At 68.0% G+C, this 25,704-nt stretch carries 25 protein-coding genes and 1 tRNA gene; 12 read left to right on the top strand and 14 right to left on the bottom strand.

Features of this window, described 5'->3' with window-relative positions:
* Positions 1-102: 102 nt before the first annotated feature.
* Both ncsA and ABDZ81_RS01915 read left to right on the top strand, forming a co-directional pair.
* Entirely contained in the window at positions 103-1,071 is a 969-nt protein-coding gene (gene ncsA, locus ABDZ81_RS01920; protein WP_343772137.1) for a tRNA 2-thiolation protein NcsA, read from the top strand.
* 122 nt (positions 1,072-1,193) lie between these two features.
* Positions 1,194-1,694, top strand: coding sequence for a hypothetical protein (locus ABDZ81_RS01915; protein WP_343772136.1), 501 nt, complete (start codon positions 1,194-1,196; stop codon positions 1,692-1,694).
* A gap of 20 nt (positions 1,695-1,714) precedes the next feature.
* On the opposite strand, the gene ABDZ81_RS01910 is transcribed toward ABDZ81_RS01915, so the two are convergent.
* The 5 genes from ABDZ81_RS01910 to ABDZ81_RS01890 form a co-directional block, all read right to left on the bottom strand.
* Entirely contained in the window at positions 1,715-2,026 is a 312-nt protein-coding gene (locus ABDZ81_RS01910) for a hypothetical protein (RefSeq protein ID WP_343772135.1), read from the bottom strand.
* The gene (locus tag ABDZ81_RS01905; RefSeq protein WP_343772134.1) at positions 2,023-3,051 is read right to left on the bottom strand and encodes a hypothetical protein; all 1,029 of its coding nucleotides are present in this window, start codon (positions 3,049-3,051) and stop codon (positions 2,023-2,025) included. The genes ABDZ81_RS01910 and ABDZ81_RS01905 overlap by 4 nt, the downstream gene beginning before the upstream one ends.
* A 146-nt stretch (positions 3,052-3,197) precedes the next feature.
* Positions 3,198-4,412: a cell division protein FtsZ gene (gene ftsZ / locus ABDZ81_RS01900; protein WP_343772133.1), complete on the bottom strand. Its 1,215-nt coding sequence runs from the start codon at positions 4,410-4,412 to the stop codon at positions 3,198-3,200.
* 2 nt (positions 4,413-4,414) lie between these two features.
* Positions 4,415-4,591, bottom strand: a complete 177-nt coding sequence (locus ABDZ81_RS01895; protein ID WP_343772132.1) for a ribbon-helix-helix domain-containing protein — start codon at positions 4,589-4,591, stop codon at positions 4,415-4,417.
* 219 nt (positions 4,592-4,810) lie between these two features.
* Positions 4,811-5,449, bottom strand: a complete 639-nt coding sequence (locus tag ABDZ81_RS01890; protein WP_343772131.1) for a double zinc ribbon domain-containing protein — start codon at positions 5,447-5,449, stop codon at positions 4,811-4,813.
* Between the two features lie 150 nt (positions 5,450-5,599).
* On the opposite strand from ABDZ81_RS01890, the gene ABDZ81_RS01885 reads away from it, so the two are divergent.
* Positions 5,600-5,673 (top strand) — tRNA-Tyr (locus ABDZ81_RS01885).
* Positions 5,674-5,817: 144 nt separating this feature from the next.
* Entirely contained in the window at positions 5,818-6,081 is a 264-nt protein-coding gene (locus tag ABDZ81_RS01880) for a hypothetical protein (protein WP_343772130.1), read from the top strand.
* Here ABDZ81_RS01880 and ABDZ81_RS01875 read toward each other — a convergent pair.
* A complete protein-coding gene (locus ABDZ81_RS01875; RefSeq protein ID WP_343772129.1) occupies positions 6,045-6,824 on the bottom strand; it encodes a class I SAM-dependent methyltransferase in 780 nt (259 codons plus the stop codon). The genes ABDZ81_RS01880 and ABDZ81_RS01875 overlap by 37 nt on opposite strands.
* A 133-nt stretch (positions 6,825-6,957) precedes the next feature.
* Here ABDZ81_RS01875 and ABDZ81_RS01870 point away from each other — a divergent pair, with 133 nt between their 5' ends.
* Positions 6,958-7,524, top strand: a complete 567-nt coding sequence (locus ABDZ81_RS01870; RefSeq protein ID WP_343772128.1) for a DUF5518 domain-containing protein — start codon at positions 6,958-6,960, stop codon at positions 7,522-7,524.
* Positions 7,525-7,566: 42 nt separating this feature from the next.
* On the opposite strand, the gene ABDZ81_RS01865 is transcribed toward ABDZ81_RS01870, so the two are convergent.
* The gene (locus ABDZ81_RS01865; protein WP_343772126.1) at positions 7,567-8,937 is read right to left on the bottom strand and encodes an HAD family hydrolase; all 1,371 of its coding nucleotides are present in this window, start codon (positions 8,935-8,937) and stop codon (positions 7,567-7,569) included.
* 315 nt (positions 8,938-9,252) lie between these two features.
* Here ABDZ81_RS01865 and ABDZ81_RS01860 point away from each other — a divergent pair, with 315 nt between their 5' ends.
* Both ABDZ81_RS01860 and gfcR read left to right on the top strand, forming a co-directional pair.
* On the top strand, positions 9,253-10,320 hold the full coding sequence (locus ABDZ81_RS01860; protein WP_343772125.1) for a glucose 1-dehydrogenase: 1,068 nt from the start codon (positions 9,253-9,255) through the stop codon (positions 10,318-10,320).
* 221 nt (positions 10,321-10,541) lie between these two features.
* Positions 10,542-11,186 carry a transcriptional regulator GfcR gene (gfcR, locus tag ABDZ81_RS01855; RefSeq protein ID WP_343772124.1) on the top strand — a complete coding sequence of 215 codons (645 nt, stop codon included), beginning with the start codon at positions 10,542-10,544 and terminating at the stop codon, positions 11,184-11,186.
* A 108-nt stretch (positions 11,187-11,294) separates the two neighbouring features.
* On the opposite strand, the gene ABDZ81_RS01850 is transcribed toward gfcR, so the two are convergent.
* Entirely contained in the window at positions 11,295-11,954 is a 660-nt protein-coding gene (locus tag ABDZ81_RS01850; RefSeq protein ID WP_343772123.1) for a bifunctional 4-hydroxy-2-oxoglutarate aldolase/2-dehydro-3-deoxy-phosphogluconate aldolase, read from the bottom strand.
* A gap of 219 nt (positions 11,955-12,173) precedes the next feature.
* Between ABDZ81_RS01850 and ABDZ81_RS01845 the strand changes: the two genes are divergently transcribed.
* The gene (locus ABDZ81_RS01845) at positions 12,174-12,761 is read left to right on the top strand and encodes a DUF7110 family protein (RefSeq protein ID WP_343772122.1); all 588 of its coding nucleotides are present in this window, start codon (positions 12,174-12,176) and stop codon (positions 12,759-12,761) included.
* A 112-nt stretch (positions 12,762-12,873) separates the two neighbouring features.
* The gene (locus ABDZ81_RS01840) at positions 12,874-13,137 is read left to right on the top strand and encodes a HalOD1 output domain-containing protein (RefSeq protein WP_343772121.1); all 264 of its coding nucleotides are present in this window, start codon (positions 12,874-12,876) and stop codon (positions 13,135-13,137) included.
* A 61-nt stretch (positions 13,138-13,198) separates the two neighbouring features.
* On the opposite strand, the gene ABDZ81_RS01835 is transcribed toward ABDZ81_RS01840, so the two are convergent.
* The 3 genes from ABDZ81_RS01835 to ABDZ81_RS01825 form a co-directional block, all read right to left on the bottom strand.
* The gene (locus ABDZ81_RS01835) at positions 13,199-15,526 is read right to left on the bottom strand and encodes an alpha-amylase family glycosyl hydrolase (protein ID WP_343772120.1); all 2,328 of its coding nucleotides are present in this window, start codon (positions 15,524-15,526) and stop codon (positions 13,199-13,201) included.
* An 85-nt stretch (positions 15,527-15,611) separates the two neighbouring features.
* Positions 15,612-16,181 (bottom strand): hypothetical protein, encoded by a 570-nt coding sequence (locus ABDZ81_RS01830; RefSeq protein ID WP_343772119.1) that lies wholly within the window; start codon positions 16,179-16,181, stop codon positions 15,612-15,614.
* A gap of 95 nt (positions 16,182-16,276) precedes the next feature.
* Complete coding sequence (locus ABDZ81_RS01825) at positions 16,277-18,634, bottom strand: fused MFS/spermidine synthase (RefSeq protein ID WP_343772118.1); 2,358 nt, start codon at positions 18,632-18,634, stop codon at positions 16,277-16,279.
* A gap of 143 nt (positions 18,635-18,777) precedes the next feature.
* Here ABDZ81_RS01825 and ABDZ81_RS01820 point away from each other — a divergent pair, with 143 nt between their 5' ends.
* Positions 18,778-19,755, top strand: a complete 978-nt coding sequence (locus ABDZ81_RS01820) for a phosphoadenosine phosphosulfate reductase family protein (protein WP_343772117.1) — start codon at positions 18,778-18,780, stop codon at positions 19,753-19,755.
* A gap of 166 nt (positions 19,756-19,921) precedes the next feature.
* Complete coding sequence (locus tag ABDZ81_RS01815) at positions 19,922-20,239, top strand: RPA12/RPB9/RPC11 RNA polymerase family protein (protein WP_343772116.1); 318 nt, start codon at positions 19,922-19,924, stop codon at positions 20,237-20,239.
* 166 nt (positions 20,240-20,405) lie between these two features.
* Here ABDZ81_RS01815 and ABDZ81_RS01810 read toward each other — a convergent pair whose 3' ends face one another.
* On the bottom strand, positions 20,406-21,290 hold the full coding sequence (locus ABDZ81_RS01810; protein WP_343772115.1) for a DUF7351 domain-containing protein: 885 nt from the start codon (positions 21,288-21,290) through the stop codon (positions 20,406-20,408).
* A 48-nt stretch (positions 21,291-21,338) separates the two neighbouring features.
* Positions 21,339-22,610: a DUF6498-containing protein gene (locus tag ABDZ81_RS01805; protein WP_343772114.1), complete on the bottom strand. Its 1,272-nt coding sequence runs from the start codon at positions 22,608-22,610 to the stop codon at positions 21,339-21,341.
* Positions 22,611-22,932: 322 nt separating this feature from the next.
* Here ABDZ81_RS01805 and ABDZ81_RS01800 point away from each other — a divergent pair, with 322 nt between their 5' ends.
* Positions 22,933-24,984: an alpha-amylase family glycosyl hydrolase gene (locus ABDZ81_RS01800; RefSeq protein ID WP_343772113.1), complete on the top strand. Its 2,052-nt coding sequence runs from the start codon at positions 22,933-22,935 to the stop codon at positions 24,982-24,984.
* Positions 24,985-25,021: 37 nt separating this feature from the next.
* Here the strand turns inward: ABDZ81_RS01800 and ABDZ81_RS01795 are convergent, their stop codons facing one another.
* On the bottom strand, positions 25,022-25,693 hold the full coding sequence (locus ABDZ81_RS01795; RefSeq protein WP_343772112.1) for a DNA methyltransferase: 672 nt from the start codon (positions 25,691-25,693) through the stop codon (positions 25,022-25,024).
* Positions 25,694-25,704 lie beyond the last annotated feature (11 nt).

Here is a 25,704-nt window from a genome sequence, read left to right as displayed (position 1 = left end):
GCACGCCGCTGCCGCCGCGGCTCCCCCGATCCCGCGCCGTCCGACAGCTCGCTCGCGCCCGAGACGAAACCGTGATGGACGTCCCGCGGCTACGTCCCGGCGATGGAGTGTACCAAGTGCGGCCGCGAGGCGGTGATGCACGCGGCCTACTCCGGCTCGCACCTCTGCGAGGACCACCTTTGCGAGTCGGTCGAGCGCCGCGTCCGCCGGCGGGTCCGCGAGGACGATCTCGTCCCGCGGTCGGCGACGCCCGAAGACCCCCAGACGTGGGTGATCGGGCTGTCGGGCGGCAAGGACAGCGTCGTGCTCACCCACATCCTCGACGAGACGTTCGCCGAGGACCCCCGGATCGAGATGATCGCGCTGACGATCCACGAGGGGATCGAGGGGTACCGCGACGAGAGCGTGTCGGCCTGCGAGGAGCTCGCGGCGGACCTGGAGATGCAACACGAACTCGTCAGCTACGAGGAGGAGTTCGGCGTCCGGATGGACGACGTCGTCGAGGACGACCCCGAGAACATGGCCGCCTGCGCGTACTGCGGCGTGTTCCGCCGGGATCTGCTCTCGAAGTACGCCGAGGAGCTGGGCGCCGACAAGCTGCTGACGGGCCACAACCTGGACGACGAGGCCCAGACCGCGCTGATGAACTTTCTGGAGGGTGACGTCTCCCAGATCGCGAAACACTTCGACGCGTCGCTCGGTAGCTTCGACGAGCGATCCGAAACCGAGGAGTTCGTCCCCCGCGCCAAACCCCTGCGGGACGTCCCCGAGAAGGAGGTCGCGCTGTACGCCCACCTCGCCGACCTACCGGCCCACATCACGGAGTGTCCCCATTCCAGCGAGGCCTACCGCGGCGAGATTCAGGAGCTACTGTTGAAACTCGAGGAGAACCATCCCGGGACTCGCCACTCGATCATGGCGGGCTACGAGGAGCTGGCCGGCATCGTCGCAGACGAGTACGAGGGCACGGACCAGGAAGCCGACCTCGGTGAATGCGAGGAGTGCGGCGCGACGACGACCCGCGACAAGTGCCGGAAGTGCGCGCTGCTGGACTCGCTGGCGGCGGTGTAGGGTGACTCGACGCCCGGACGGCGTCCCCGGCGGGCCACGATCGGGCGGCGTTCCCGGCGCTGCTCGGCGACGCCCGGTATTCGACGGAAGGTATTTATATTATTGCGGGAAGATTTGATAAAATGAGCGTCCGCCGGCGAGTTTCGACTCGGGTTCGGGAACCGTCGATCGCCGCCGGCATCGTCGCCGCCGTCGCGTTCGCGTTCACGTCGCTGTACCTGCTTCGGTTCACGATCGGGAAGCCCGACCCGCCGGTACGCTCCGCGGTCGTACTGAACGCGATCATAGTCGTCAACGCGTACCTCGTCACGTACGTCGTTTGGTCGCTCGCGGTGAGCGACGCCCCCTCGATCAGCCAGCGACGCCTCGGCGCCGTCGGGGCGGTGATCGGACTCGTTTCGCATCTCACACTCGGTCTGCTCCTCGGTGCGGTGTCCGCACTGAGAGACGACGGGGCACTGGCCGACGGGATTCCGACGGTCGGCGACGCGGTCGGCTGGGCGTTCGTCTCGCTGTTCATCGGATTCTACAGTCTGGTGTTCACGGCCGGCATCCCGGTTCTGCTGTCGGCCGCCGTCGGAGCCTACCTGGGCAAGCTGCACGAAGAGAGACGGGGGGAGTAGTGGCCCGTCCCGTCGGCCCCTCAGATCCCGTGGCCCCAGAAAAACGCCGTCGCGCCGACCGCGGCGACCGCGATGCCGACGAACACGCCGGCGTCGGCGGCCTTTCGCGGAACGTCGCCGACAGAGTCCAGGTAGACGCTCGTGGCGACGACGATGACGCCGACGACGAACGCGGCCATCGGTAGCGGGGACGCCGCGCCGCCGCTCTCGGCGGATTCGCCGGCGTGGCCCGTGTGGGCGAGCGCCGTACCCGTGTAGGCGAGGACGGCACACCAGGCGGTCAGGGCGATGCGACGAGCGCGGGCGAACGACGGTGTTCGAGTTGTCGTCACGGCTTCATCGACTCCGTAGCCGTCGGTAGGACCGCGTACGACAAAAGCAGCCCGGACGCGCCCGCGAGCACGATCGCGCCGGTCCAGACGTGGACCGTCCACGCGACCCCCTCGGCGAGTTCGTACACGAGGAAGTACGTCGCGGCGAACGTCGCGGGCACCAGCGCGCAGAAGGTCCGCAACGCACGGGGGTTCTCGATCGAGGGGCGCGACGCGGCGGCGACGGCGTCGCCGACCAGCCCCGCCGCGAGCGCGGCGAGCACGAGCTCGAACCGGCCGCTCATCAGCGTGCTCGCGACCGCCGAAGGCACGAGCACCGCGGCGATCGCGCCGAAGGGGAGCTTGAACCGACGGACCATCGTGAGCGCGACGCCGGTCAGCAGCGCCGGGTAGACGATCATCGCCCCCAGCGCGGCGGCGCTCGCGCGCTCGTAGGTCGGCATCAGCCCGGCGTTCGTCAGGGGGTTCACGTACGCCGAAAACAGCGCCAGCACGGTCAGCACGAGCGACGCCGAGACGATCGCGGGCGCCAGTTCGATCCCCCGGAGGTCGTCGGCGCGACGGAGCGCGGACCGTAGAGGGGAACCCAGAAACAGCGCGGCGCCGGCGCCCAGCCCGAGGTGTGTCGGGCTGGTCAGCGCCTCGACGCTCTCCTCGAAGCCGAAGGCGGTGTGCCAGCCCAGATCGCCCACCCCCGCGAGTCCGAACAGCGCGACGCCGACGATCCCCCAGCCGTAGCCCGCCGGCACGGCGTCGACCCAGTCCGCGCCCGCCCGTCGGTTCCGGTAGGTCGCCGCAAGTAGCACCGCGGCGATGCCGAGGAACATCGAGTAGAAAAACGTGTGTTCGGGCGTGAAAAAGCCCTCCTCGGCGAAGCTGATTCCCTGTGCGTGGGCCCGGAAGTCCGCCGCGACGCCGGCGATCATCAGCGCCGAGAGCGCCGCCACCGCGTAGTCGAGCGACCGTCCCTCCAGCAGTTCGGCTACGGGTGCTCGCACCGTCGAACGAAGATCGTCCGTACTCATGCCGGAGACGTTCTCGCGCGCGACCGTGAAATTTTCCCCGCCCGCGCTGGTGTGGGCGTTCGACGGTCGGCGTCGCTACGGTGGCGGCGTTCGACGATCGGCGTCGCTACGCGGATGCTGCGTCGATAGAAAAGCGCGTCGCGGGGTTACCGGATCACGTCGAGGCCGTTGTTCTTCTCGACCTCGCGCTTGCCGCCGTCGCTCTGGGCGCCGAAGGCGTTGCCGCCAGAGTCGCCCTGGTTCCCGGAGGCGTTCTCGACGTTCTTGCTGGCGTCGAACGTCGCCTCGTCGACGCCCTGCATGCTCTGCTTGGACTTGTCGGCCTGCTTCTGGGTCGTCGGGCCCAGCACCTGGGCGCTCTGAACGCCGGTCATGATCGCCATGACCCGCACCTTACCCTTGTACTCCTCCTGGATGCGCGCGCCCCAGATGACGTTGGCGCTGGCCTCCAGGCGCTCGGTGATGTTGTCGGCGATGCCCTCGGCCTCCTTCAGCGTGAGGTCGGGGCCGCCGGTGATGTGGACCAGCCCGCCGGAGGCGCCGCGGTAGTCGACGTCCAGCAGCGGGTGGTTCATCGCGTCCTTGACGACCTCCTCGGTCTTGTTCTTGTCCTGGGTCTCGCCGACCAGCATCACCGCGACGCCGCCCTGGTTCATGATGGTGGTCATGTCGGCGTAGTCGAGGTTGATCAGGCTCGGCTGGGTGATCGTCTCCGAGATCCCCTTGACCGTCTCGGCGATGATCTGGTCCATCACCGAGAACGCCTTGCCGATCGGCAGGTTCGGGACGTACTCGAGCAGCCGGTTGTTGTCGAGCACGATGATCGAGTCGGCCTCGTCGCGCAGCTTCTCGAGGCCCTCCTCGGCCTTGACGGTCCGCGCGCGCTCGACGTTGAACGGCGTCGAGACCATGCCGACCACGATCGCGCCCTGCTCCTTGGCGATGCTCGAGACGACGGGTGCCGCGCCCGTGCCGGTGCCACCGCCCATCCCTGCGGTGACGAACACGAGGTCGGCGTTGCCCAGCACGTCCTTGATCGTGCCCTGTGCCATCTCGGTCGCGCGCTCGCCCATCGAGGGGTCGCCGCCCGCGCCCAGACCGTTGGTCAGGGACTTGCCGACGAGGATCTTCGTGTCGGCCTCGATCATCTTGAGGTGCTGCTTGTCGGTGTTGATCGCGATCGTCTCGGCGCCGTCGACGCCGATGTTGTACAGGCGGTTGACGGTGTTGTTACCCGCGCCGCCGCAGCCGACGATCACGATCCGCGGATCGCCGAACTCGTCGTCGTCGTCCGCGATCGCCTCCATGTCCCGCTGCTCTTCCTCCGCGTTTTCGAGCGCTTCCTGAACGATATCCTGCATTGTTACACCTTCGCCAGGCCGCGCTTGCCGGAGCTCTCGCGACCGTTCTCCTGCTCGTCGATCATCTCGCGGACGGCGGCCCGAATCGCCTCGCTACGATTCGGGTACTGTCCGGTGTCGACCATCTGTTCGACGGCTTCGATCTGCTGTTTCGGAATTCGCAGTGTCACACGCTCCATGGTTTGTATTTCCCCTGAGTAAGACGGTCACAGCGTGAGGGACTCGCACGCACCGCGTTTCTGGCCCCGCACGACCCGTTTTTCCGGGCACACGCCCTCGCCTCCCGCGTGTAAGACGACCGTCTTACGCGATTGTAGCCACTTGGTGATACGTAATAAAGGTAACGCCGCATGTAAAACGAGCCAGTAAACAACCGTCTCGCAAACGCTCCGCAACGTTTACGCGGAGTCGAGCACGTCCGCGGCGGCCGTCCGACGCCCGCAGCCGGGGCAGAACGCCCAGTCCGAGCGGAGCTCGTCGCCGCACTCGCAGAACACGCGCCGCGTCGCCTTCTCGCCGCAGTTCGGGCAGTACACGTGCTCTCCATCGACCGATTCGCCGCACTGCCCGCAGGTCCGATCGCGCGCGCCGTCGGCGTTGGGATCGGGCAGCTGCCCGTCGTCGCCCGCGGCGCGCGCGTCCGCCGCCGACCGTGTCTTACGCTCGTCGTCGGCGTCTTCCGGGACGCCTCGCGAGTCCTCGACGGTCACGTTGACGTTGACGTCTTGGGGACCGTTTCCGCCCGCGCCCGCGTGACCCGCGCCGAGTCGCTCGTCGAGTGCGGCGTCGACGCGCCGTTCGACCAGCTCGTCGACCCGCGCGGCGAGCATGTCGTCGAGACTCTCGGGTCGGGCCGCGTCGTCGGGCGACTCCAGCGCGGTCTCGGCGTCCGGAGCGTCCTCCGTCGCGTCGTCCGCGACGTCTGACGCCTCCAGATACTCGCGGAGCGCCCGGCGCATCACCTCGCTCTTGGAGGTCTCGAACGTCTCGAGCTCCTCGACGAGGTCGTCGTCGGCGCGGAAGGTGATTTTGCTCATGTCCCCGTTCGTTCATGTGTCCGTCATCCTGCTATTTCAATCTTCGTACGCTGTCTGACGCGTGTCTGTCACCGGGCTGTGGAGGGCTCGCACGGAGCCACTGGATAATAACCCTTAAGTCCGGTTGCGGTTTTAGTTGAATTCGAGTGCCCGCCCTTAGCTCAGACTGGTAGAGCAGTCGACTGTAGATCGACTTGTCCCCCGTTCAAATCGGGGAGGGCGGACTGGTTCCCAGTCGATCCGTAGCTGATTAGACTTTTCGTCCGTCTTCGTTCGGATCGAGATCCTGTTAGGATCGGATGGCTGGACTGTGTCTCCGTTCTATCCCTCCCGCTTTTACCTGTTCCTGCCGTACGCCAACACACATCGTGACGGTCTCCCAGACGGACGAACGGACCACCGGCTCCCGCATCGTGCTCGACATCTGGCATCCCGACTGCTGGACGCTGGAGGTCACCGAGAGCGCGCCGGGCGGTCTGCTCGGGCACGGTGTCTACGCGATCGACGGGAAGGCATCCAGCCGGTTCGGCGCACACGGACGGTCGGTCGAGAGCGTCACGACGCTCGTCGACGCCGTACCACACACTGATCTCCCCTACTCCTGCACCGCCCGAAATCGCAGCCGCCGGTAGTCCGCAGTCCAGGCGCCGTCGTCGTAATACGCGGGTCGAAGCCGATCCTCGACGGCCGCGACGACCGCCTCGCGTTCGCCCTCCGAGAGCGGCGCGAACAGCCCGTCGGCGAACACGTCCAGCCAGTTCGCCAGCCCGTCCTCGCCGTCGAGTTCGGTGGGCCGGTCGAACAGCGTCGCGTAGCGCACCTCGAAACCGTGGCGCTCCAGGCGCGCGGCGTACTCGCCGACCGTCGGGAAGTGCCAGGGATTCTCGACGTCGTACCCGCGTTCGGCGAGCTCCGCGAGAACAGCGTCGACGATGGCCGCGACGTTGCCGTCACCGCCCAGTTCGGCGACGAACCGGCCGCCCGGTCGCAGGGCGTCGGTCACGGTCGAAACGGCTGCGTCCTGTTCGTCGATCCAGTGGAGCGCGGCGTTCGAGAAGACGGCGTCGAACGGCTCGTCGAACGTCGCGGTCCGCGCGTCGGCGTGGCGGAACTCGATCTCGGGGCGTGACTCGATCGCAGGATGGCTCGCGCGTGCGCGCTCGATCATCTCTGCCGAGCTGTCGATCCCGACGGCGTCGGCGCCGGCGTCGGCGATCTCGCTCGTCAGCGCGCCCGTCCCGCAACCGAGATCGAGCACGCGCTCGCCCGCTCCGGGACCGAGCAGCTCCAGCGCGTCGGCGCCGTACTCGTAGACGAACGAGTGGTCGTCCTCGTAGGCCGTCGCGTCCCAGTCGGGATCGTCGCGGGGCGGCATCGAGTTGCAGTAGCGATCGGGCGAATATAAGATGCGGGCGCCGACAGGCGAGGCGGAAGTGGTCGGTTCGTGACCCGCCGCCGCGGCTGTATGGTCGGTGACATTAAGCATCTCCCGCTCGCTACCACCGAGTATGGGTGAATCAGACACGCTGCTGAACGCCGGGATCGGCGCCGTCGTGACGATCGTGACGTCGTTCCTGCCGTTCTCGCCGGTGCTGGGCGGGGCGGTCGCGGGCTACCTGCAGGGCGGCACGAGAACGGAAGGCGCGAAGGTCGGCGGGATCTCGGGCGCGATATCGCTGTTGCCGATGCTGTTTTTCGGCTTCATCGTCGTGCTCTTTCTCTTCGGCGCCGCGCCGGCCGAGGGCGGTATCGCCTTCGCCTTCATGCTGCTGGTCGTCGGGACGGCTGCGGTCGCGTACACGATCGGACTGAGCGCGCTCGGCGGATACGTCGGCGTGTACGTCCTCGAAGAGACCGATATCGGGCGCGACGCCGACCGCGGCGGCTCGCCGCGCGGTCCCGATGGGGTCCCGGGCCGGTCGCGTTCCGAGGACGAACGCTGGGGGCAGCCGGATCGAGACGAGGAACCGGACCCCGTCGACGAAGACACGGGGTGGGACGACGACCGCGAAGCGAGCTGGGGCCACGACGACTCCGCATCCGACGATCGAACCCGGCGGGACGACGAGTACTGACGGCCGTTCGACGCTCGCTCGTTCGGCGCTCGAGACTCGTTCTCAGGGAATGCCGGCGAGCTGGTTCAGCGCGTAGGCGGTCCGGAGCATCTCGGCGCTCTGGCCCTGCCCGAACACGAGCTCGTCGCGCTCCAGAACGTGTTCGAGCGTCTCCTGTGAGGCGTGCTTGGGCGCCGCGGCGATGCCGGCGTCGTGCTCGGCGACCCACTCCATGACGCGCCGGTCGCTCTTGCTGTCGCCCATCACCAGCGCGAACGGGTCGTCGATCCCGAGCACGTCGAAGGCGGCCTCGACGCCGACGACCTTGTTGAGTTCGAGGCTGCCGATCTCGGCGGCGTCGGCCTCGTAGTACGCGACGTCGATCCGGTCGAACGTCTCCGCGACGGCGTCCGGAACGTCCTCGGGAGAGGCGTCGGGGAACCGGCCGGCTCGCTCCAGCACGCGCCGGATCTCCGGGTCGGCGTCGCCGTAGAAGGCTCGCGCCCACTCGTTGGCCGGAACGCCGGCGTCCCTGTCGGTCGCGGAGGTGGCGCCGCTCCCCGCGTCGTCGTCGGTCAGTTCGCCGTCGCCGGTCGGTTCGTCGTCGCTCGCGGCGCCGATCGCGGGGTCGTCGCCGGTCGCCGCGGCGGCGTCTACGTCCAGCTCGTCGACGACGACGTCGCCCAGTAGATCCAGCAGGTAGACGAGCGCGTCGTCGATCACTTCGCGGGCGCGATCGGAGCCGGTCTCGAAGTTGGGCTTGAGCGTCACGTTGAACTCGTTGCCCTGGAGGTGACAGCCCCGGCGCAGCTCGTCAGGGGCGTCGGGCAACACGCGCGCGCGGACGTTATCGAAAATCGACCGCGTCTCGTGATCCAGGTCCTCGAACAGCAGCTGCTTGGTGTCGGCGCCGTGGCCGGGCGTGAACACGCCGGTGCCGGCCTCGTAGACGATCGAGAGATCGCCCGAGTGGACGATCTCGCTGCCCAGCCCCTGAATCATGAACCCCTTGACGTTTTCGAGCGTCTGGCCGGTGCAGATCACGATCGGGACGCCCGCCTCGTGGAACTCGGTCAGCACGTGGAGGGTGTCTCTGGGGATCTCGTTGTCCGTTCCGCCGGCCGAGCGCAGCGTCTCGTCGACGTCTAACACGAGCACGTTGACGGCGCGGTCGTACTTCGCGTGGAGATCCAGCGCGGCGAACGCCTGATCGCGCGTGGCGCGCGCGGCGATCTCGGCGAACGTCTCGCCGACGGCGAAGCCGCCGCGGATCTCGTCCTTTCGGTCCTCGAGTTCCTCGTTGGCGTTCTGCCAGTGTTCGAGCGCCACCCGGGAGTCCACGGGCGGAAACAGGTCGACGAACTGCTGGTACTCCCTGAGCCGCTCGGTGTCGAACTCGTCGTAGAGCCGATACAGCAGGTCGTGTCGCTCCATACGCCCATGCTCGCGGGCACCGTCTTAATGATGTGGCGTTCGGAGATTTTCGAGGTGCGGCGTCCGCGACATCGCGCCGCCGCTCGGCGAACGCTCGGAGGCGAGGGGGAGAGAGGATATGGCACGGTACGGCGGATGCCGGAGACGGGGGAGGGGGATGGTGGCTCGGCGTCCGGTGGGGGAAACCGGACGCCGTGGGGAAGACGGCCGCGGGGGGAGCGGCCGGTTAGACCACGGGGGTTGGCATCCGCCGTCAGCTTGACCTTTACTCGACAAAGAATAAATCTTTTGCTCTCTCGCACAGAGGGTGGTAGTATGAAAGCTGTCGCAGTGCGCCGCGGCGAGGAACAGCCGACCGTGATCGAAAAGCCCAGGCCCGACCCCGAGGACGGCGAGGCGCTGGTGCGGACGCTCCGGGTCGGCGTCGACGGCACCGACCACGAAGTGATGAGCGGCGCCCACGGCGGGTTTCCCGACGGCGAGGACCACCTCGTGCTCGGCCACGAGGCCGTCGGCGTCGTCGAGGATCCGAACGGGACCGAGTTCTCGGAGGGCGACGTCGTCGTCCCGACGGTCCGGCGCGCCCCCGACGGCACCAACGAGTACTTCGAGCGCGGCGAGCCCGACATGGCGCCCGACGGCCAGTACTTCGAGCGCGGCATCGTCGGCGCCCACGGCTACATGTCCGACTTTTTCACCAGCCCCGAGGAGTTCCTGATCGAGATCCCCCGCGACCTCGCGGAACTCGGCTTCCTCGTCGAACCGATCAGCATCACCGAGAAGGCGAACGAGCACGCCTACGCCTCCCGCTCGGCGTTCCAGTGGAATCCTGAGTCCGCCCTCGTGCTGGGCAACGGCAGCCTCGGCCTGCTGACGCTCGCGATGTTCGAGCACACCGAGGAGTTCGAGCGCACGTACTGCCTGGGCCGTCGCGACCGGCCGGACCCGACGATCGACATCATCGAGGAGCTCGGCGCGACGTACGTCGACTCCCGCGAGACGCCCGTCGACGAGGTGCCCGCGGCCCACGAGGGGATGGACTACGTGTACGAGGCCACGGGCTACCCGCCCCACGCGTTCCAGACGATCGAGGCGCTGGCGCCCAACGGCGTCGGCGCGCTGCTGGGCGTCCCCGATTCCTGGGAGTTCGAGATCGACGGCGGCCGGCTCCACGAGGAGTTCGTCCTGCACAACAAGGCGCTGATCGGCAGCGTCAACTCCCACGTCAAGCACTTCGAGGCCGCCGTCGAGACGATCCAGCAGCTTCCCGAGTGGCTGTTCGAGGACCTGATCACCGGCGTCTACGACGTCGACAACCTCTCGCCCGCGTTCGACGACGGCGACGACGTGATCAAGACCGCCGTCGAGTTCGACTCGCTGTAGACGGCGTCGGTGTGATTGCTCGCGGTGCGAGCGACGGCGCACGGACCTCGCGACGGACGACGGCACGCTGAACCGCCGTACGGACGATAGGCTCGGGGGCGGCGTCACGACGCCGCGGCGCAGACGACTTCTCATCTTCCGGCTCACCGTGCCGTCCCCACCAGCCGCGGTGCCGTCGTCCCCTCGCTGGCTTTATAAAAGACGACCGCGAACCTCGACACATGAAGAACGTCGACGATCTCATCGAGAGCGCTGCAGAGCTCGCCGACCGCGGGCTCTCGAAGGGGGAGATCGCGGACGAGCTCAACGTCTCGCGCGAGACGGCGAGCTGGCTCGTGGAACGCAGCGGCGCCGGCGGCGCCGCCGAAGCCGTCTCGGCGCCCAGCCCGACGGCCAGCGGTCCGGACGACATCCACGTCGACTGGAGCGCGATCGGCCGCGACAGCAAGCGCCTCTCCCACGTCGGGACGGCGATGGCCGACATGCTCGCCAAGCACGGCGAGGAGGTCGACCTGACGATCGGCATCGAGAAGGCCGGCGCGCCGCTGGCCACCGTGGTCGCCCGCGAACTCGACACCGACCTCGGGACCTACGCCCCGCGCAAGCACCAGTGGGAGGAAGGCGACATGGAGGATCTGGGCGGCACGTTCTCCCGGAACTTCGCGCAGATCCGCGATCGGGAGTGCTACGTCGTCGACGACACGATCACCAGCGGCACGACGATGCGCGAGACCGTCGAGGCGATCCGCGAGGAGGGCGGCGACCCCGTCGCCTGCATCGTGCTCGCGGACAAGCAGGGGATCGACGACATCGAGGGCGTCCCGGTGTACTCGCTGCTGAACGTCATCAGCGTCGCCGAAGAGTGATCGGCGCCGTCGAGAGCTGATCGGCGTCGCTCGCCGACCGGGTGTCAACCGCAGAAAATCGCAGTCAGTTTTCGCGCCGGTTCTTCGTCGATCGAGCGCTCGGTGCGCTTACTCGGCGCTCTGCTTGGCGTCCTCGACGGCGGCGACGAGCTCCTCGGCGTTCTCGGTGAGCGCCTCGAACTCGCCGGCCGCGATCGCCTCGTCGTCGATCAGCGAGCCGCCCGCGCCGACCGCGACGGCGCCGGCCTCGATGAACTCGCCGGCGTTGTCCGGCCCGACGCCGCCGGTCGGAACGATCGGCACCTGGCCGAGCGGCCCCTTCACGCTGGAGAGGTAGCTCGGGCCCAGATCGGAGGCGGGGAACAGCTTCAGCACGTCGGCGCCGGCCTGGTAGGCCTCGACGGCTTCCGTCGGCGTCGCGACGCCCGGCGCGACGACCGCCCCGTAGCGATTGCAGGTCTCGATGACGTCCTCGTGGGTGCTCGGGCTGACGACGAACTCGGCGCCGGCCAGCAGCGCCGCCCGCGCGGTTTCGGCGTCCAGCACGGTGCCGGCGCCGACCAGCACGTCGTCGCGGTCCTCGTAGCGGTCCGCGAGGTCGCCGATGGAGTCGATGGCGCCCGGCGTGTCGGCGGTCACTTCCAGCGTCGTGACGCCGCCCTCGATCAGCGCGTCGGCCACGTCGACGACGTCCTCGCGCTCGACGCCGCGCAGTACCGCGATCACGCCGCTGTCCACGAGCTGTTGCAGGTCCTCGTGCGTGCTCATGAGCGACACGTCGGCGGCCGTTCGGATAACTGCTTTTCTTTCCGCGCAGCGCGTCGCAGCGCCGCGGCGTCGAACGCCGGAAGCACGTGACGGCAACGGGACGCCGCGGGTTCGTTCCTTCCGATCCGCTGCGAAAGGATCAAACGAAAGGTCATTTAAACGTTCGGTGCCTATTGTCGAGTGAGAGCTTGGCCGTCGCACACCCCTCGACTCCCCACCATGTCAACAGATAATTCCAGCCACGTGTATCGACTTCACTCCACACTGGAACTGCCGCTCGAAGACGTCCACGAGTTCTTCGACGATGCGGCCCTTCCGGACGGCGTCGAAGACGTCGACATCACGCGCCGAAACAACACCCTCATTCTCAAGGCGGTCGCCCAGGACAAATCGATCAGCAAGTACACGCCGACGGCACAGCTGAAAGCGAGCGTCACCGAGAACCGCGTCTACGAGGAGCCCGAGGAGGTCCGCCGGCGCGCGAGCGGCCCCCAGTGGGGCGACGACGAGGAAGAGGAAGAGCCCGAATCCGAGCTCGTCGAGTTCGCCGCGTTCAAGGGCGACCGCGAGACGGTGCTTCAAAACACCACGCTGCAGTACGAGATGTTCCTCGTGCTCTGCGACATCGCTCGCGAGGCCGAGAAGGGAACGCTCACCGCCATCACCGAGAAGGACGGCGACCTGCAGGCCACCCGGATCGTCGACGGCGAGGAGCGACCCAGCTCGATCGAGGTCGTCGAGGGCGCGGGCGACTCCGACTCGCAGGGCGGCGGCGTCGACTGGCGGAACAACGAGTTCATCAGCTAGCGCCGCGTCCGACGCGCGTCTGACGCCGACGGCCCACCCCGACGCAGTCTCGCAGTTTAGGCCGTTTGAACGGTAGTATCACTTTATAAGTGACAACCCTGCAGCACGTACTGTGCAACTACTCGTGAACGCAGCCGACGATCGCACCGGGACGGACGACGACCTGCCGATCGACGCCAGAATCGCCGAGGCGGTCGCCGAAGCGAAGGGCGTCGACGCGCTCGACCTCGACCCGATGTACGGCGTGATCGACCCCGACGCGCTCGACGCCGCCGTTCGATCGATGGGCCCCGAGGGATCGGTCGCGTTCGAGTACGAAGGAGTTAGCGTGACGGTCACGGGCGACGGGCGGATCGACGTCGACCGGCCGTCGTAGGCGCGTCGACAGTTTTCGGACGCCGATCACGTACCCGGCGCAGCAGTTCCGCGAGCGAGCCTTACTCCCAGGCCCCCACGTACTCGTTGGGCCGGTCGGCCTTCTTGTGGCTCGTCGTCGGCTTCCCGCGCTTGCCCTTGCCGCCGGGATTGGCGTGTGCGGGCGGGCCGCGTTCTCCGTTACCGCGGCCGTTGCCGCGTCCTTTGCCACGGCCCTTTCCTCTGCCGCCGGCGTTCGAGTGAGCCGGCGGGGAGCCGCCCTGCGTCCGCGTGAGAGCCTTCGGCGTCGTGAACGTGTGGTTGTCGCCGGACTCCCAGGTGACGTTGCCGTCGCCGTCCTTCTTGATGAACTTGAACTCCAGTTCGGTGTCGGCCGGGACGCTGATGTCCTGGTACCAGTCGGGGTACTCGTAGATGACCTTGTTGAAGAACGGACCAACCGCCTTGTCAGCGTCCCAGTTCCCGAGTTCGGGGACGTTCCCGACGACGTAGACGTTCTCGCCCAGCTCCGTTTCGGCGTCCTGACAGACGAACCGGACCGACACCTGATCGCCGGTGAGCACCTCGTAGTGGTCGAAGGAATCGCTCGTCCGGCCGTCGGCGTCCGTCACGGCGATCGAGACCTCGCCGCCGACGCCGGCGGGCACCTCGGCCTCGACTTTCTCGTCGGACCAGGACTCGATTTCGGCGCTCTCGCCGCCGATCTCGACCGAGCCGGCCTCGTCGCCGAAGCCGGCGCCGGCGAGTTCGACGGTGTGGCCGGGCTGGCCCATCGTCGGGCCGACGTGGCCCAGTTCGGGCTCGGTCGCGTCGGCGCCGTAGGACCACACCGAGACGGTCTGGGGGCCGAGCGAGAACGTCTCGGCCGAGCCGTTCTCGTCGACGGTCAGTTCGACACCGTCGAGCAGTCCGCCCAGCTCGTCGGCGTAGGCGCCCTCGGGCAGGGCGGTCTGTAGCCCGTTGAACTCGTACTCGTTGAAGCCGTCGCGGTTGATCGCCACGAGGACGACGTCGCCGCCGAACGAGCGCTCGTAGACGAACACGTTCTCGTCGACCCAACGCTGCCGGGTGTCGCCGTACTGCAGCGCGAGACTGGACTGGCGCAGGTCCGAGAGCTTCTGGATGATCCCGTAGGCGTTCGTCGACCGGTCGAACGTCTCCATCGGCTTGCGGTTCGTCGGATCGCCGCCGCCGGTCATGTACTGCTCGGTGCCGTAGTAGATCAGCGGGACGCCCCGCGAGGTCAACAGTACGGCCAGCGCCATGTCGGTGTTCGCGGCCGACCACAGCTCGTCCTCGCCGGCGAACCGCGCCATGTCGTGGTTGTCGATGAAGGGCACCTGATCGATCACCTGATCGTGCTCGGATCGGGTCTCCTGGATGACGTCCCACAGCCCGTAGAAGTCGTCGTCCCAGTTCCGGAGCACCTGGCGGAGCTTCTGCCCGAAGCGGAAGTCGAGGACGCTCATCCCGCTGTCGTTCGAGAACTCGTAGTAGTTCTGGCTGGACTGACCCGCGCCGAGGAACCACTCGCCGAACGTGAACACGGGCTCGTAGTCGTAGATGGCGTCCATCAGCGTCTTCTGCCAGCCGGGGGACATGTGCGCGACGGCGTCGACGCGGATGCCGTCGATCCCCTTGTCGAGCCAGAGCTTGATCGACTCCTTGAGGTAGGCGTCGACGAACCGCTCCTGGTGGTCGAAGTCCGCGAGGTTGTAGAGATTCCGGTAGATCTGGCCCTCGTAGCTCGAGTAGTCCGTGCCGCCGTTGTGATGGAAGTACGTCTCGGGGTCGTCGTTGTAGGATGCGACGTCGTGGCCGTTGTCGTCGAACGCGCCGTCCTCGAACTCGTTGTTTGCCGCCGAGGGCGAGGTGTGGTTCGGCACGAAGTCGATGACGATCTTGATGCCGTTCTCGTGGGCCACCTCGACGAGTTCCTCGAAGGCGTCCATGTCGCCGAAGAACTCGTTGGGGTCCTTGTAGTCGCGCGTCCAGTAGCCGTGGTACGACGAGCCGGTGTCGGGGCCGACCTCTGTGACGTTCTCGACGGGCGCGGAGATCCACAGCGCGGAGACGCCCAGTTCGGTGAGATAGCCGTCCTCGATCTTCTCGACGATCCCCTGCCAGTCGCCGCCGTGGTACTTCCGGAGGTCCGAGCCGTCCTCGCTGTACAGCTCGCCGTCGGGGTTGTTCCGGGGGTTCCCGTCGCGGAAGCGGTCGGTGACGATCTGGTAGATGACGTCGTCCGCGTAGTTCACCGCGCTGCCGATCGAACTGCGGGACTTCTGCGACGCGAAGGAGAGACCGTCGCCCGATGCGATGCCGGAGCTCGCGGCGCCGATCGAAGCGAGTCCGAGGGCCTCGAGCACGTTCCTGCGATTAAGTTCCATCCGGATGCCGTCTTGTTGATTACATTATTTAACTCTATCTAAAAGGGAGAGGAAATTATTCTTCACGACTGTTCTTCCCCCGCGTTCATCCGTCGTCGCGGCGGAGCACCCGGGCGACCGCGCTCGCGCCGAGCGCCGCGGCGGCGGCGGCGATGCCGAATCCGGGCGTGCCATCGCCGTCTCCGCCGTCTTGATCGGCTTCCGGACCCGGCTCCGCTCCGGCGACCGACCGGATCGGAACGGCCCGCAGGTCGAGAAAGACGAAGTCGTTCCCGCACTCCGTCGTCTCGTTGACGACGTACGTGGTGTCCTCTTCCGGTCCCGTGCCGGCCCCCTCTGTCAGCACGTCCAGCTCGATGATCGGCGCCGAGCCGGTGCGGCGATCCATCAAGAAGCCGTTGTACGCCTGCGTCTCGTCGGCCGACCACTCCGCCTGGTCGCAGCCGCCGACCGGTTCACCGGACGCCGAGGTCTGTTCGTTGAGTTCGATCCACTGGCCGGTGTAGTTGTCTTCGAACTCCTCGACCGTCGGGATCACGGCGCCCCGCCGGCGGTCCTGAGCGCTCGCCGTCTGTACCCCCATCGTCCCGGCACCCGCCGCGACGGCGCCGGCCGTGCCGATGCTCCGTAGCAGTGCTCGTCGTGACGTATCCATGAATCTCCCCCTGGCCGCGTCTCCACGTTCGGTCGTCACGTGGAAAGGCGTTCGGAGGCCTCAGTTCCCGTATACTCGGCGGCCGATCGTCGGCGTCAACCGGCCGCCGCGGCCGATGCGGCCGGTGCGGGCGAAGCGATCGAAGCGGTCGAAGCGGTTGGGGTCCGCGTGATCGCCCCGGCGGCTGTCGCGCCGTCGGACTCGTCGGTTTCCGCGACGACGTACCGCTGTCCCGCCATCGGTTCCAGCAGGCTGTCGACCGGCGCGCGGTCGTCCCGCAGGATCGGCACGTCGTCGGTCGGAACCGACCGCTGGTACGACCCGATCTCGTCGGAGAGATCGACACCGATGTCGCGCCGGCGGTTGCGCTCGCGCAGTTCGGCCTCGGTGACGCGCTCGTCGCTCTTGGTCGCGACGACCTCGACGTTCTGGACGACGTTCGCGTCGTCGGTCGGGAAGCTGTACACCTCGGGGTACACCTCCCCCATGGTTCGGTACTCCGAGCGGTAGAACTGCGACGCCGGCCCCGAGCGCGCAGAGATCATGTTCGCGTACAGCATGCCGTCCTCGGAGAGCCGGTCGGACGCCAGTTGCATGAACTCGACCGTCGTGAGCTGGAACGGCACCTTGTCCTGCTTGAACGCGTCCATGACGATCAGGTCGTAGGTGCGGTCGGTCTCCTGCAGGAACTGGCGCCCGCCCTCGTTGTAGACGTTCACTTCGCCGGACTCGCGGTACTGTTCGAGCCGGAAGTACCGGTCGGCGGCGTCGATCACTTCGGGGTCGATCTCCGCGACGTCGACGGTCGCGTCGTACTCTTCGGCGAAGCGCTTGGGGCCGGTGAACCCGCCGCCGCCGACGAACAGCACCCTGTCGATATCGTCGGGATCGTCCGCGTAGAGGTACGGCATGTGGAAGTACCGGGTGTACTCGAAGACGTGTCGATCGGGGTCGTCGAGGTCCATCGCGCTGTGGCGCTTCCCGTCGAGGTACAGCGTCCGGGTGTCGCCCCGATCGACGACCTCCAGTTCCTGGTACGGCGTCTGGGTCTGGTGGACGACGTCGCCGTGGATCGAGTAGCCCAGCGACGGCGCCGCGAACGAACTCACGAGCAACAGCGCGACGAGGACCGACCTGACGGTCGGACGCCGCTCGGGCGCGGGCGCGGACTCGGCCGCGAGGATCGCGACCACGGTGGCGAGCAGCGCGACCCCGAACAGCAGGCCGATCGCCTCGACCGACAGCGTCGGGATCAGGACGTACGTCGCCGCGAACGCGCCGGCGATGCTGCCGACCGTGCTCAGGGCGTACACGTGGCCCGACGCCGCGCCGGTCCCGTCGACCTTCGACAGCTCCGCGCCGTAGGGGTTGACCGCGCCCAGCAGGTACGTCGGCGGCCCGAACAGCAGCGCGACCGCCGGGATCGACGCGAAGCGGGCCGGGAGCGGGAACGCCGTCGTCGCGCCCAGCAGCGGCTCGCGGGCGAAGATCAGGACGGCGACGTACGCCGTCGCCCCCAGCAGCAACCGCGCCAGGCGCGCGTCGGTCGCGCGCTCGGCGGCGCGCTTCCCCCCGACGTGGTAGCCCAGGCTCAGCGCCGCCATCGAGACGCCGATGATGCTCCCCCACGTGTAGATGCTGCTCCCGAACTGCGTCCCGACGACGCGGCCCGCCACGATCTCCAGGCCCATCGCCACGAGCCCGGAGACGAACACCGCCAGTTCCGCGCCGGTCGGCCGCCTCGGCACGATCCGGCTCGGCACCGCCCAGTTCGGCACGATGCCGGACGCGCGCGTCGACGGGTTCCGGTCAGCATCCCGGAGCGACTGAGCACCCCGGAGTTTCCACGACGGCGTCGGGCGCGCGAGGCCGAGCGCGCCGAGGACGAGGACGCCGACGAACGCCAGGGCGATCCGCTCGACGCTCAGCGCGGGCACGAGCAGGAACGTCGTCCCGAACGCGCCGGCGATGCTGCCGATCGTCCCGACCGCGTACACGTGGCCCGACGCCGCGCCGACCCCGCTTGTGCGCGTCAGCTCGGCGGCGTAGGGGCTGACGAAGCCGAGCAAGTACGTCGGCACGCCGAACAGCAGCGTCACCGCCGGTAAGGACTCGAAGCGAGTCGGAAGCGGCACGTCAGCCGTCGCGGCCAGCATCGGCTCGTGTGCGAACGCCAGCGCACCGGCGTACGCCGCCGTCGCAAGCAGTAGCCAGGAGAGTCGCCCGACGCTCGCGCGCTCGGCGGCGCGCTTCCCGCCGACGTGGTAGCCGAGACTCAGCGCCGCCAGCGAGACGGCGATCACGGTCCCCCAGGTGTAGATGCTGCTCCCGAACTCCGGCGCGACGATCCGCCCGGCCAGGATCTCCAGGCCCATGCTGACGACGCCGGAGACGAACACGGCGATCTCCGGTTTCGTCGGTCGGCGCAGAACACTCCCCTTCTGTGTGGGCATCCGTGTCCACGTTGGGCCGTCGCGCATTAAGCGCTGGCGTGTGGCAGCTCTCGACGAACCGCCGGTTGTGACACGGTAACGGGGCGCTAACCGTCGAGCACCCAAAAAGAACTTCAACCCGCGTAATGACATCTAATTATACGATGGCGCAGACAGACAGCTTCCCCGAGTACGTCGACGTCGACTACAGCGCAGGCGAAGGCGAGGACCCCGAGGACTACCCCTCGGTCAACGACAAGATCGAGAAGGCCATCGAGGTCACCCGCGAGGGCCTCGAATCCTACGAGAACCCCGCGGTCATGTGGACCGGCGGGAAGGACTCGACGCTCACGCTGTACTTCATCAAGGAGGTCGCCGAGAAGTTCGACCTCGAAGTGCCGCCCGCGGTGTTCATCGACCACTACCAGCACTTCGAGGGGATCCACGACTTCGTCGAGCACTGGGCCGACGAGTGGGACCTCGACGTGATCTACGCCCGCAACGAGGACGTCGGCGAGTACGTCGACGAGAACGGCCTCGAACCCGGCGACGACATCCCCGTCGACGCCCTCTCGGATCACAACCAGCACCACGTCCGGGAGATCCTCGAGTACGAGGAGGAGGACTTCCCGTTCCTGCTCGACACCTACGTCGGCAACCACCTGCTCAAGACGGTCGCGCTCAACGACGCCCTCGAGGAGTACGACATCGACGGCGTCATCTCCGGCGTCCGCTGGGACGAGCAGGAGGCCCGCGCCGACGAGACGTTCTTCTCGCCGCGCCACGATCCCGACATCTACCCGCCCCACGACCGCGTCCAGCCCATCCTCCAGTTCGACGAGGCCGCGGTCTGGGACGCCTTCTGGCACTTCGTCGTGCCGGACACCGTCGAGGAGTTCCCGGAGGAGGGCTACGTCCCTGAGGCCGACGACGACCTGCCGAACGGCCTCGACCAGGAAGACATCCCCGTCTCGCCCAAGTACTTCGCGGGCTTCCGCTCGCTGGGCAGCGAGGTCAGCACCGAGAAGACCACCGAGGACCCCGCCTGGCTGCAGGACCTCGAGGACACGACCGAGCGCGCCGGCCGCGCCCAGGACAAGGAGGACCTGATGGAGCGCCTGCGCGACCTCGGCTACATGTAAGCTCGGCCGCACCGTAACTCGACGAGTACTGAGGATCGATCGGGCGAGATCAAACCACGCCTGTGGCCTCTTCGATAACTCAGTACAGTAGCGCGAGCAGCAGCCTGAAATCCGCGACGGATCGGAAGTTAACACATATATTCGCAACCCTGTATCTTTCCTTTATATGAACTTCTGTGACGAGTGTGGTTCGATGATGCACACGGAGGGCGACACGTGGGCGTGTCGATCCTGTGAAAACGAGGAACCGCGGGACTCGCGAGCAGAAGCGTCGATGGCCACCCAGGATGAACAGCGAGACGACGGGGCACCCGCCGTGGCCGACGCGACCCAGGGCTCCACCGAGACGATGCAGGAGCCCTGTCCGGCGGACGACTGCGACAGCGACCGGGCCTACTACGAGATGCTGCCGAAGCCGGGCGGCTCCTACGAGGTTCGGCTGTTCACCTGCGTCGAGTGCGGCCACAAGTGGCGCGAGTCCTGACAGTGCATCTCGCGAACTCCGCCGCTTAAATGTGCACGACCGGGACATCAGACTCTCAACTGCCGGGGGACTCGATCTCGAGCGGAGCCACACATCGACTCCAAATTCGGATAGCGGCGGAAAAACGGGCTGAGAGTTTCGGAGAACTGTCTTCGTGGTGTCGTTCTCACGACTGCCGGTTCGTCACTCGCGCCGTCTCGACGACCTGCGCCGCCTCGTCGACCGTCACCTGCAACACTTCCCCGCCACGCTCGATCGGCACGACCACCCGGAACGGCTCCTGCGAAACCACCTCCGCGTCGGCGTCGTCGAGGCAGAACGGAAACTCCCAGAACGGCCGCCCGTCGACGGCGTCGCCGTGGTCCCACAGGAACGCGACGACCGCGGGATCGGCCAGCAGCCGCAGCCCGATCGTCGTCCCGATCGAGACGCCGCAATCCGCACAATCGCTGACCGCCGGCAGATCGAGGTGCCAGTCGGGGTCGACCTCGACGCGTGTCGATGTCCGGCCGCTACAGCGCGGGCAGATGCCCTCGTAGGCTAGCGTGAAGTCCCTCCAGAGGCGCTTGGCGTAGGCTTCGAGGAACGCCTCGGGATCGCGCGCGGCGCGGCCGCGCGGCGGGAAGTATCCGAGGTGGACGACGCAGTCGCAGCCGGGGCAGTCGATCGTGATCGTGTCGTTCTCGTAGCGGGCGCGCAGCGGCGTCCCGCAGTCGGGACACGCGGCGTCGAGTTCGAGGTCGACCGGCTCGGAGGAGCTGCCGAACCGCTCGTCGACGACGACGTCGATCGCCTTCGCGCCGGCGGCCCGCAGCCGGTAGCGGTCGTCCTCTTTCTCGACGAATCGGCCGACCAGCTTGCCGAGGTGGTAGTTAAACAGGCTGGAGTCCTCGAACTCGGCGGCCGACTGGAGGTCGGCGAACGACAGTTCCTCCTCGGACCACAGCGCCAGCAGGATCGCGATCCGGTTCTCGTCGGCCAGCGAGCCGAAGGCCGCCGCGGCCTCCGCGGCGTCGACGTCGGCGTTCGGATTCGATGCCAGGTCAGCCATGCTCGAACCCTGTGCCCGCAGCACCGAAGTCGTTATTCCCGACGACTGTCAGGACTGCCCGTCGCGTCCCCGAGCGACGGCGTCGGACCGCCGGGAGTGCGCTTCCTTGCGGGCCCGATCTTCGAGGCGGGACGCAGCGCCGTCGACGTCAGGAAGGAAGACCAGTCGCTCGGTCTCGCCGTCGCCTCGCTCGACGCGGATCGTTCCGGTGCCCAGCGAGGTCCGCCGGTCGACGATCCCCGACGCTGTGTGACACTCCGAAACGGCGTCGAGCGACAGCCGCCACTGGGGCGCCGCCAGCAGCCGATCGTACGCCACGAGCTCCGACTCGTAGAGCCGGTATTCGAGATGGCCGAACTGCACGTCCTGCGCCAGCAGGTGGGCGAGCACCGACGGGAGCAGGCAGGCGATCGCGACGAGGAGGGCCTCGGCGGGCCCCAGCCAGAGCCAGGTCAGGCCCGTCGCGGCCGCGAGCGCGAGCCCGCTCAGCGGAAGGACGCCGTGGACCGCCCCCAGCGCGGCGCCCCGGAGCCGGACAGCGTGGGCGTCGGGTCGAAACCGCTCGATCGGCTCGCCGTCCGGCGTCTCGACCGACTGCTCCTCGCCGATGCTGTCGGCGCGCACGCGAGACACCAGCCGCTCGATCCGCGAGGGGTCGCCGCTCCCGCTCGCCGACCACTCGTAGAGATCGAACGCGAACTTCGTGCAGACGATCGCCGCCAGTCCGATCCACGCGCCCGCCGCCCCGGAGCCGTCGGCGGCGTCGACCCACAGCGCGCCGGGCAAGAGCGAGAGTAACAGCCCGACGACGTGGCGCTGGGAGAGCACCGAGTGGGCAGATTCGCGCTCGTATCGGCCCGTCCGGAGCGATTCGATCGCGGTGATGCCGTGTCCGAGGACGATCCCGCCGGCGGCCAGCGCGACGCTGGACGGCGCGCCGGGCGAGAGCGGCCCGTCGACGACGACGGCGTACACCCCGATCCCGGCGAGCGGCCAGACCAGCGCCAGCACGATGAGCGTGTTGAGCACCACCGGGACGTTTCTGGGATAGATCGGCGGAAGCCAGCCGACAAACTGGATCGAACCCCGCTTCGACTGCAGCTCGTCGAACGGAAACACGTGCCCGCGCCCCGCCGGGCCTGCCGGTAGCGCCGCGAACAGCCCCTCGAAGGCCCCGCGAAGGAGCACGACGCCCGCCTCGAACCAGTAGAGGACGAGCAGCGTCGAGGCGTGCCACCCGAACCAGACGATGCCGACGACCGGCAGCGCGTTGATACCGAGCACGCTCGCCAGCGCGAGGCGGCGGTTCTCGTCTATCATTCCCGTCACCGTACCGGCACCGGAGCGCGAATCACGGAGAATCCATCGATCCGCCGCGCGTCGGAGCGACGCCGCCGTCGCCGGGGCTCGACGCGTCGGGACCGCGCACGCCGATCGGTGAAGATTTCTTCACCTGGCGACGCCCTCGGCGCCCACCCGCAGTTCCGACGGAGCCGTCGGCGGCGAGCGTCGGCGGGCGCGTGCGGCGCGTTCTTTCCAGCACGCGTCCGATCCGCGCTCTGCCGACCTCATCCGGTGGCCGCCGACCGAACGTAAATTCTCTACAGAGTGCACTTATGGCGCCGGAGTGTTTCCCGAGAGTATGAACCACCCAGGCCCGCCGCGGTTCGTCGCCGTCGGCGACGACGTGGAACTCGCACCGCGCAACCCGGATCCGAACGCGAACTACGACTGGACGCTCGCCGAGGCGCCCGACGGCAGCGACGCCGCGCTCGGCGACGCCTCGGTCGAACACCTCGTCCCCGACGAGCCCGGCGTCTACGTCGTCGAACTCGACGCGCCGACCGACCGGCACAGTCTGACGGTTCGCGCGTTCCCCGACGAGCGCCACCCGGTGCGGTTCGAGGTGCCCGCCGATTCGATCCCCCACGAGGACGCCGACGACGTCTGGCTCTCCTCGTCGTTCAACGAGCACGTGCTCGGGACCGCCCGCGCGAGCCGGGACGGCGACGCCTTCGTCTTCGAGACCGAACTCCCGCCCGGCGAGTACAAGGCGATCTTCGTCCCCGACGACAACTATCGCGACGCCGAGTTCGAGCGCCGCCGCGTCGATGGCCCAGACCGACCCCGGATCTCGCTCGACGCCGCTGTCGAGGACGGCGAGGTCCGCTTCGAGGCGACGCCGCTGCCGGGCCTGACGAACGACGAATCGGTCGACGACCTGGACGTCGAGTTCTACGTCGACGACCGCGACCGGTCGTCGTTCGACGGCGAGCTCGCTATCGACGGATCGGTCGCGACGTGCGATCTCGACGCCGTCGGCGAGCGCCTGCGCGTCCACGCCGTCGCGGTCGGCCGGCGCCACTCGGTGGCCGACACCGCCGCGGTCGACGCCGACGGCGCGGTCGAGCAGCCGAACGAGGCGCCCGATTGGATCGGCGACGCGACGCTATACTCGATTTTCACCAGATCGTTCACCGGCGACGTCGACGCCTCCTTCGAGGCGATCGAGCAGCGGATTCCCTACCTGGAGTGGCTCGGCGTCGACGCGCTCTGGATGACGCCGATCGTCGACGCCTACAGCCCGACGAAACACACCGACGGCTGGGACCAGGGCGGGCCCCACGGCTACGACACGCTGGACTACTTCGACACCGCGCCCGATCTGGGCACGCTCGCGGAGTTCGAGTCGCTGGTCGAGACCTGCCACGACCACGGCGTGAAGGTGATATTCGACCTGGTGATCAACCACACCTCGCGGCGCCACTGGGCGAGCCAGTTCGCCGACGCCGGCATGGAGGGGTACCGCGAGTGGTACGCCTTCGAGGACGGCGAGCCGGCCCACTACTTCAACTGGCGATCGATTCCGAACCTCAACTACGACTCGCTGGCGGTGCGCGAGCACCTGCTCGACGTCGTCGACTTCTGGGCCGACAAGGTCGACGGGTTCCGCTGCGACGTCGCCTGGGGCGTCCCCCACGGGTTCTGGAAGGAGGTCCGCGACCGCACGAAGGCCGAGGACGACGAGTTCTTCCTGCTCGACGAGTCGATCCCGCGCGACCCCGACGCCCACGAGCTGGAGTTCGACGTCCACTACGACACCCCGCTGTACCACGCGCTCCGCGACGTGGGCACGGGCGACGAACCTGCGAGCCACCTGCTCGACGCGATGCGCGAGGACGCCCGCCAGGGGTTCCCGGACCACGCCGTCCAGATGCGCTACGTCGAGAACCACGACGAGAGCCGCTACGTCGACGAGTGCGGCCGCGCCGCCCACGAGGCCGCCGTCGCGACCACGTTCGCGCTGCCGGGGATGCCGATGGTCTACTACGGGCAGGAGACCGGGATGACCCACTTCCGCGAGGACATGGAGTGGGGCGGCGACGAGGAACTGACGGCGCTCCACCGCGAACTGATCGCGACGCGGAACGACAGCGAGGTGCTCCGACGCGGTGATCTGGTGAACATCGAGTGGTCGGCGCCCGGCGACAGCACGGTCGCGTTCGCCCGCGAACACGAGGGCGAGCGCGTCGTGATTGCGCTGAACTTCGGCGACGAACCGGTCGACGTGACCCTCGGTGAGCGCGTCGACGACACCGATCTCGTGACCGGCGACGCGGTCGACGTCGAACGCGGGGACGGCGAGACGACCGTCGCCGTCGAGAGCTTCGCCTTCTTGCGTAGCGAGGAGTAGCGGGCCGGGTTACGGCGTCGTCGCGGACGGTTCGGCATCAGTCCGCTTTCTCGAACACCAGGCAGTAGCTGTGGTCGTAGCCGTAGCCGAAGGTCCCCTCCCGCTCGTCGGCGCCGCCCTCCCACGTCACGGCGATCTCGCCGTCGAAGTGGAGGACGTTTCCGACGGCGTCGGCGACGTCCCAGGCCGGCGTCGACACGTCGCCATCGTATTTCATGTTCGAGACGTGGACGAGCGCGACGCCGCCCGGCGCGAGCTGGTCGCGGACGCCCGCGAAGATCCCCTCGACGTCGTCGAGATACTGCTCGTAGCTGCTCTCGCCCGAGTAGTTCTCGAACGGGTTCGACTCGATCCACTCGTTCATGAACGGCGGCGACGTCAAGACGCACTCGACGGTCGGGAACCGATCCAGCGGGAGATCGAACGCGTCGCCCCGGAGCACGTTCTCGGGGCGCTCGATCCGCTCGGCGACGTATTCGGCCCGGCGGTGCTCGTACTCGACGCCGAACGGCTCCCGGTCGAGGCGCTCTGCGACGGTCAGCGTCGTCCCGAACCCCGCGAACGGGTCGAGCACTCGGTCGCCCGGCTCGGTGAACTCCTCCAGCAGCCGCTCGACGAGCACCGCCGGCATCCGGACGTCGTGGTCGTCGTCGAACGCCGGCGGCAGTGGTGACTCCGTCCCGTAGGTGAGCGAGAGGTGCGTCCGCATGGCGTCGTGTC

It is taken from the genome of Natronoarchaeum mannanilyticum (genome assembly GCF_039522665.1).
GTDB lineage: Archaea > Halobacteriota > Halobacteria > Halobacteriales > Natronoarchaeaceae > Natronoarchaeum > Natronoarchaeum mannanilyticum.
Note: the sequence above shows the minus strand (reverse complement) of the source record. Positions and strands in the feature narration are given on the sequence as shown.

Bases quoted from the DNA above. Each gene is read 5' to 3' on its own strand.
- ABDZ81_RS01820 (WP_343772117.1), top strand. From the start codon at position 18,778: ATGGCGCAGACAGACAGCTTCCCCGAGTACGTCGACGTCGACTACAGC.
- ABDZ81_RS01845 (WP_343772122.1), top strand. From the start codon at position 12,174: ATGTCAACAGATAATTCCAGCCACGTGTATCGACTTCACTCCACACTG.
- ABDZ81_RS01795 (WP_343772112.1), bottom strand. From the start codon at position 25,693: ATGCGGACGCACCTCTCGCTCACCTACGGGACGGAGTCACCACTGCCG.
- ABDZ81_RS01835 (WP_343772120.1), bottom strand. From the start codon at position 15,526: ATGGAACTTAATCGCAGGAACGTGCTCGAGGCCCTCGGACTCGCTTCG.
- ftsZ (WP_343772133.1), bottom strand. From the start codon at position 4,412: ATGCAGGATATCGTTCAGGAAGCGCTCGAAAACGCGGAGGAAGAGCAG.
- ABDZ81_RS01800 (WP_343772113.1), top strand. From the start codon at position 22,933: ATGAACCACCCAGGCCCGCCGCGGTTCGTCGCCGTCGGCGACGACGTG.
- ABDZ81_RS01810 (WP_343772115.1), bottom strand. From the start codon at position 21,290: ATGGCTGACCTGGCATCGAATCCGAACGCCGACGTCGACGCCGCGGAG.
- ABDZ81_RS01850 (WP_343772123.1), bottom strand. From the start codon at position 11,954: ATGAGCACGCACGAGGACCTGCAACAGCTCGTGGACAGCGGCGTGATC.
- ABDZ81_RS01890 (WP_343772131.1), bottom strand. From the start codon at position 5,449: ATGAGCAAAATCACCTTCCGCGCCGACGACGACCTCGTCGAGGAGCTC.
- gfcR (WP_343772124.1), top strand. From the start codon at position 10,542: ATGAAGAACGTCGACGATCTCATCGAGAGCGCTGCAGAGCTCGCCGAC.
- ABDZ81_RS01815 (WP_343772116.1), top strand. From the start codon at position 19,922: ATGAACTTCTGTGACGAGTGTGGTTCGATGATGCACACGGAGGGCGAC.
- ncsA (WP_343772137.1), top strand. From the start codon at position 103: ATGGAGTGTACCAAGTGCGGCCGCGAGGCGGTGATGCACGCGGCCTAC.
- ABDZ81_RS01870 (WP_343772128.1), top strand. From the start codon at position 6,958: ATGGGTGAATCAGACACGCTGCTGAACGCCGGGATCGGCGCCGTCGTG.
- ABDZ81_RS01895 (WP_343772132.1), bottom strand. From the start codon at position 4,591: ATGGAGCGTGTGACACTGCGAATTCCGAAACAGCAGATCGAAGCCGTC.
- ABDZ81_RS01830 (WP_343772119.1), bottom strand. From the start codon at position 16,181: ATGGATACGTCACGACGAGCACTGCTACGGAGCATCGGCACGGCCGGC.
- ABDZ81_RS01865 (WP_343772126.1), bottom strand. From the start codon at position 8,937: ATGGAGCGACACGACCTGCTGTATCGGCTCTACGACGAGTTCGACACC.
- ABDZ81_RS01860 (WP_343772125.1), top strand. From the start codon at position 9,253: ATGAAAGCTGTCGCAGTGCGCCGCGGCGAGGAACAGCCGACCGTGATC.
- ABDZ81_RS01905 (WP_343772134.1), bottom strand. From the start codon at position 3,051: ATGAGTACGGACGATCTTCGTTCGACGGTGCGAGCACCCGTAGCCGAA.
- ABDZ81_RS01805 (WP_343772114.1), bottom strand. From the start codon at position 22,610: ATGATAGACGAGAACCGCCGCCTCGCGCTGGCGAGCGTGCTCGGTATC.
- ABDZ81_RS01915 (WP_343772136.1), top strand. From the start codon at position 1,194: ATGAGCGTCCGCCGGCGAGTTTCGACTCGGGTTCGGGAACCGTCGATC.
- ABDZ81_RS01875 (WP_343772129.1), bottom strand. From the start codon at position 6,824: ATGCCGCCCCGCGACGATCCCGACTGGGACGCGACGGCCTACGAGGAC.
- ABDZ81_RS01825 (WP_343772118.1), bottom strand. From the start codon at position 18,634: ATGCCCACACAGAAGGGGAGTGTTCTGCGCCGACCGACGAAACCGGAG.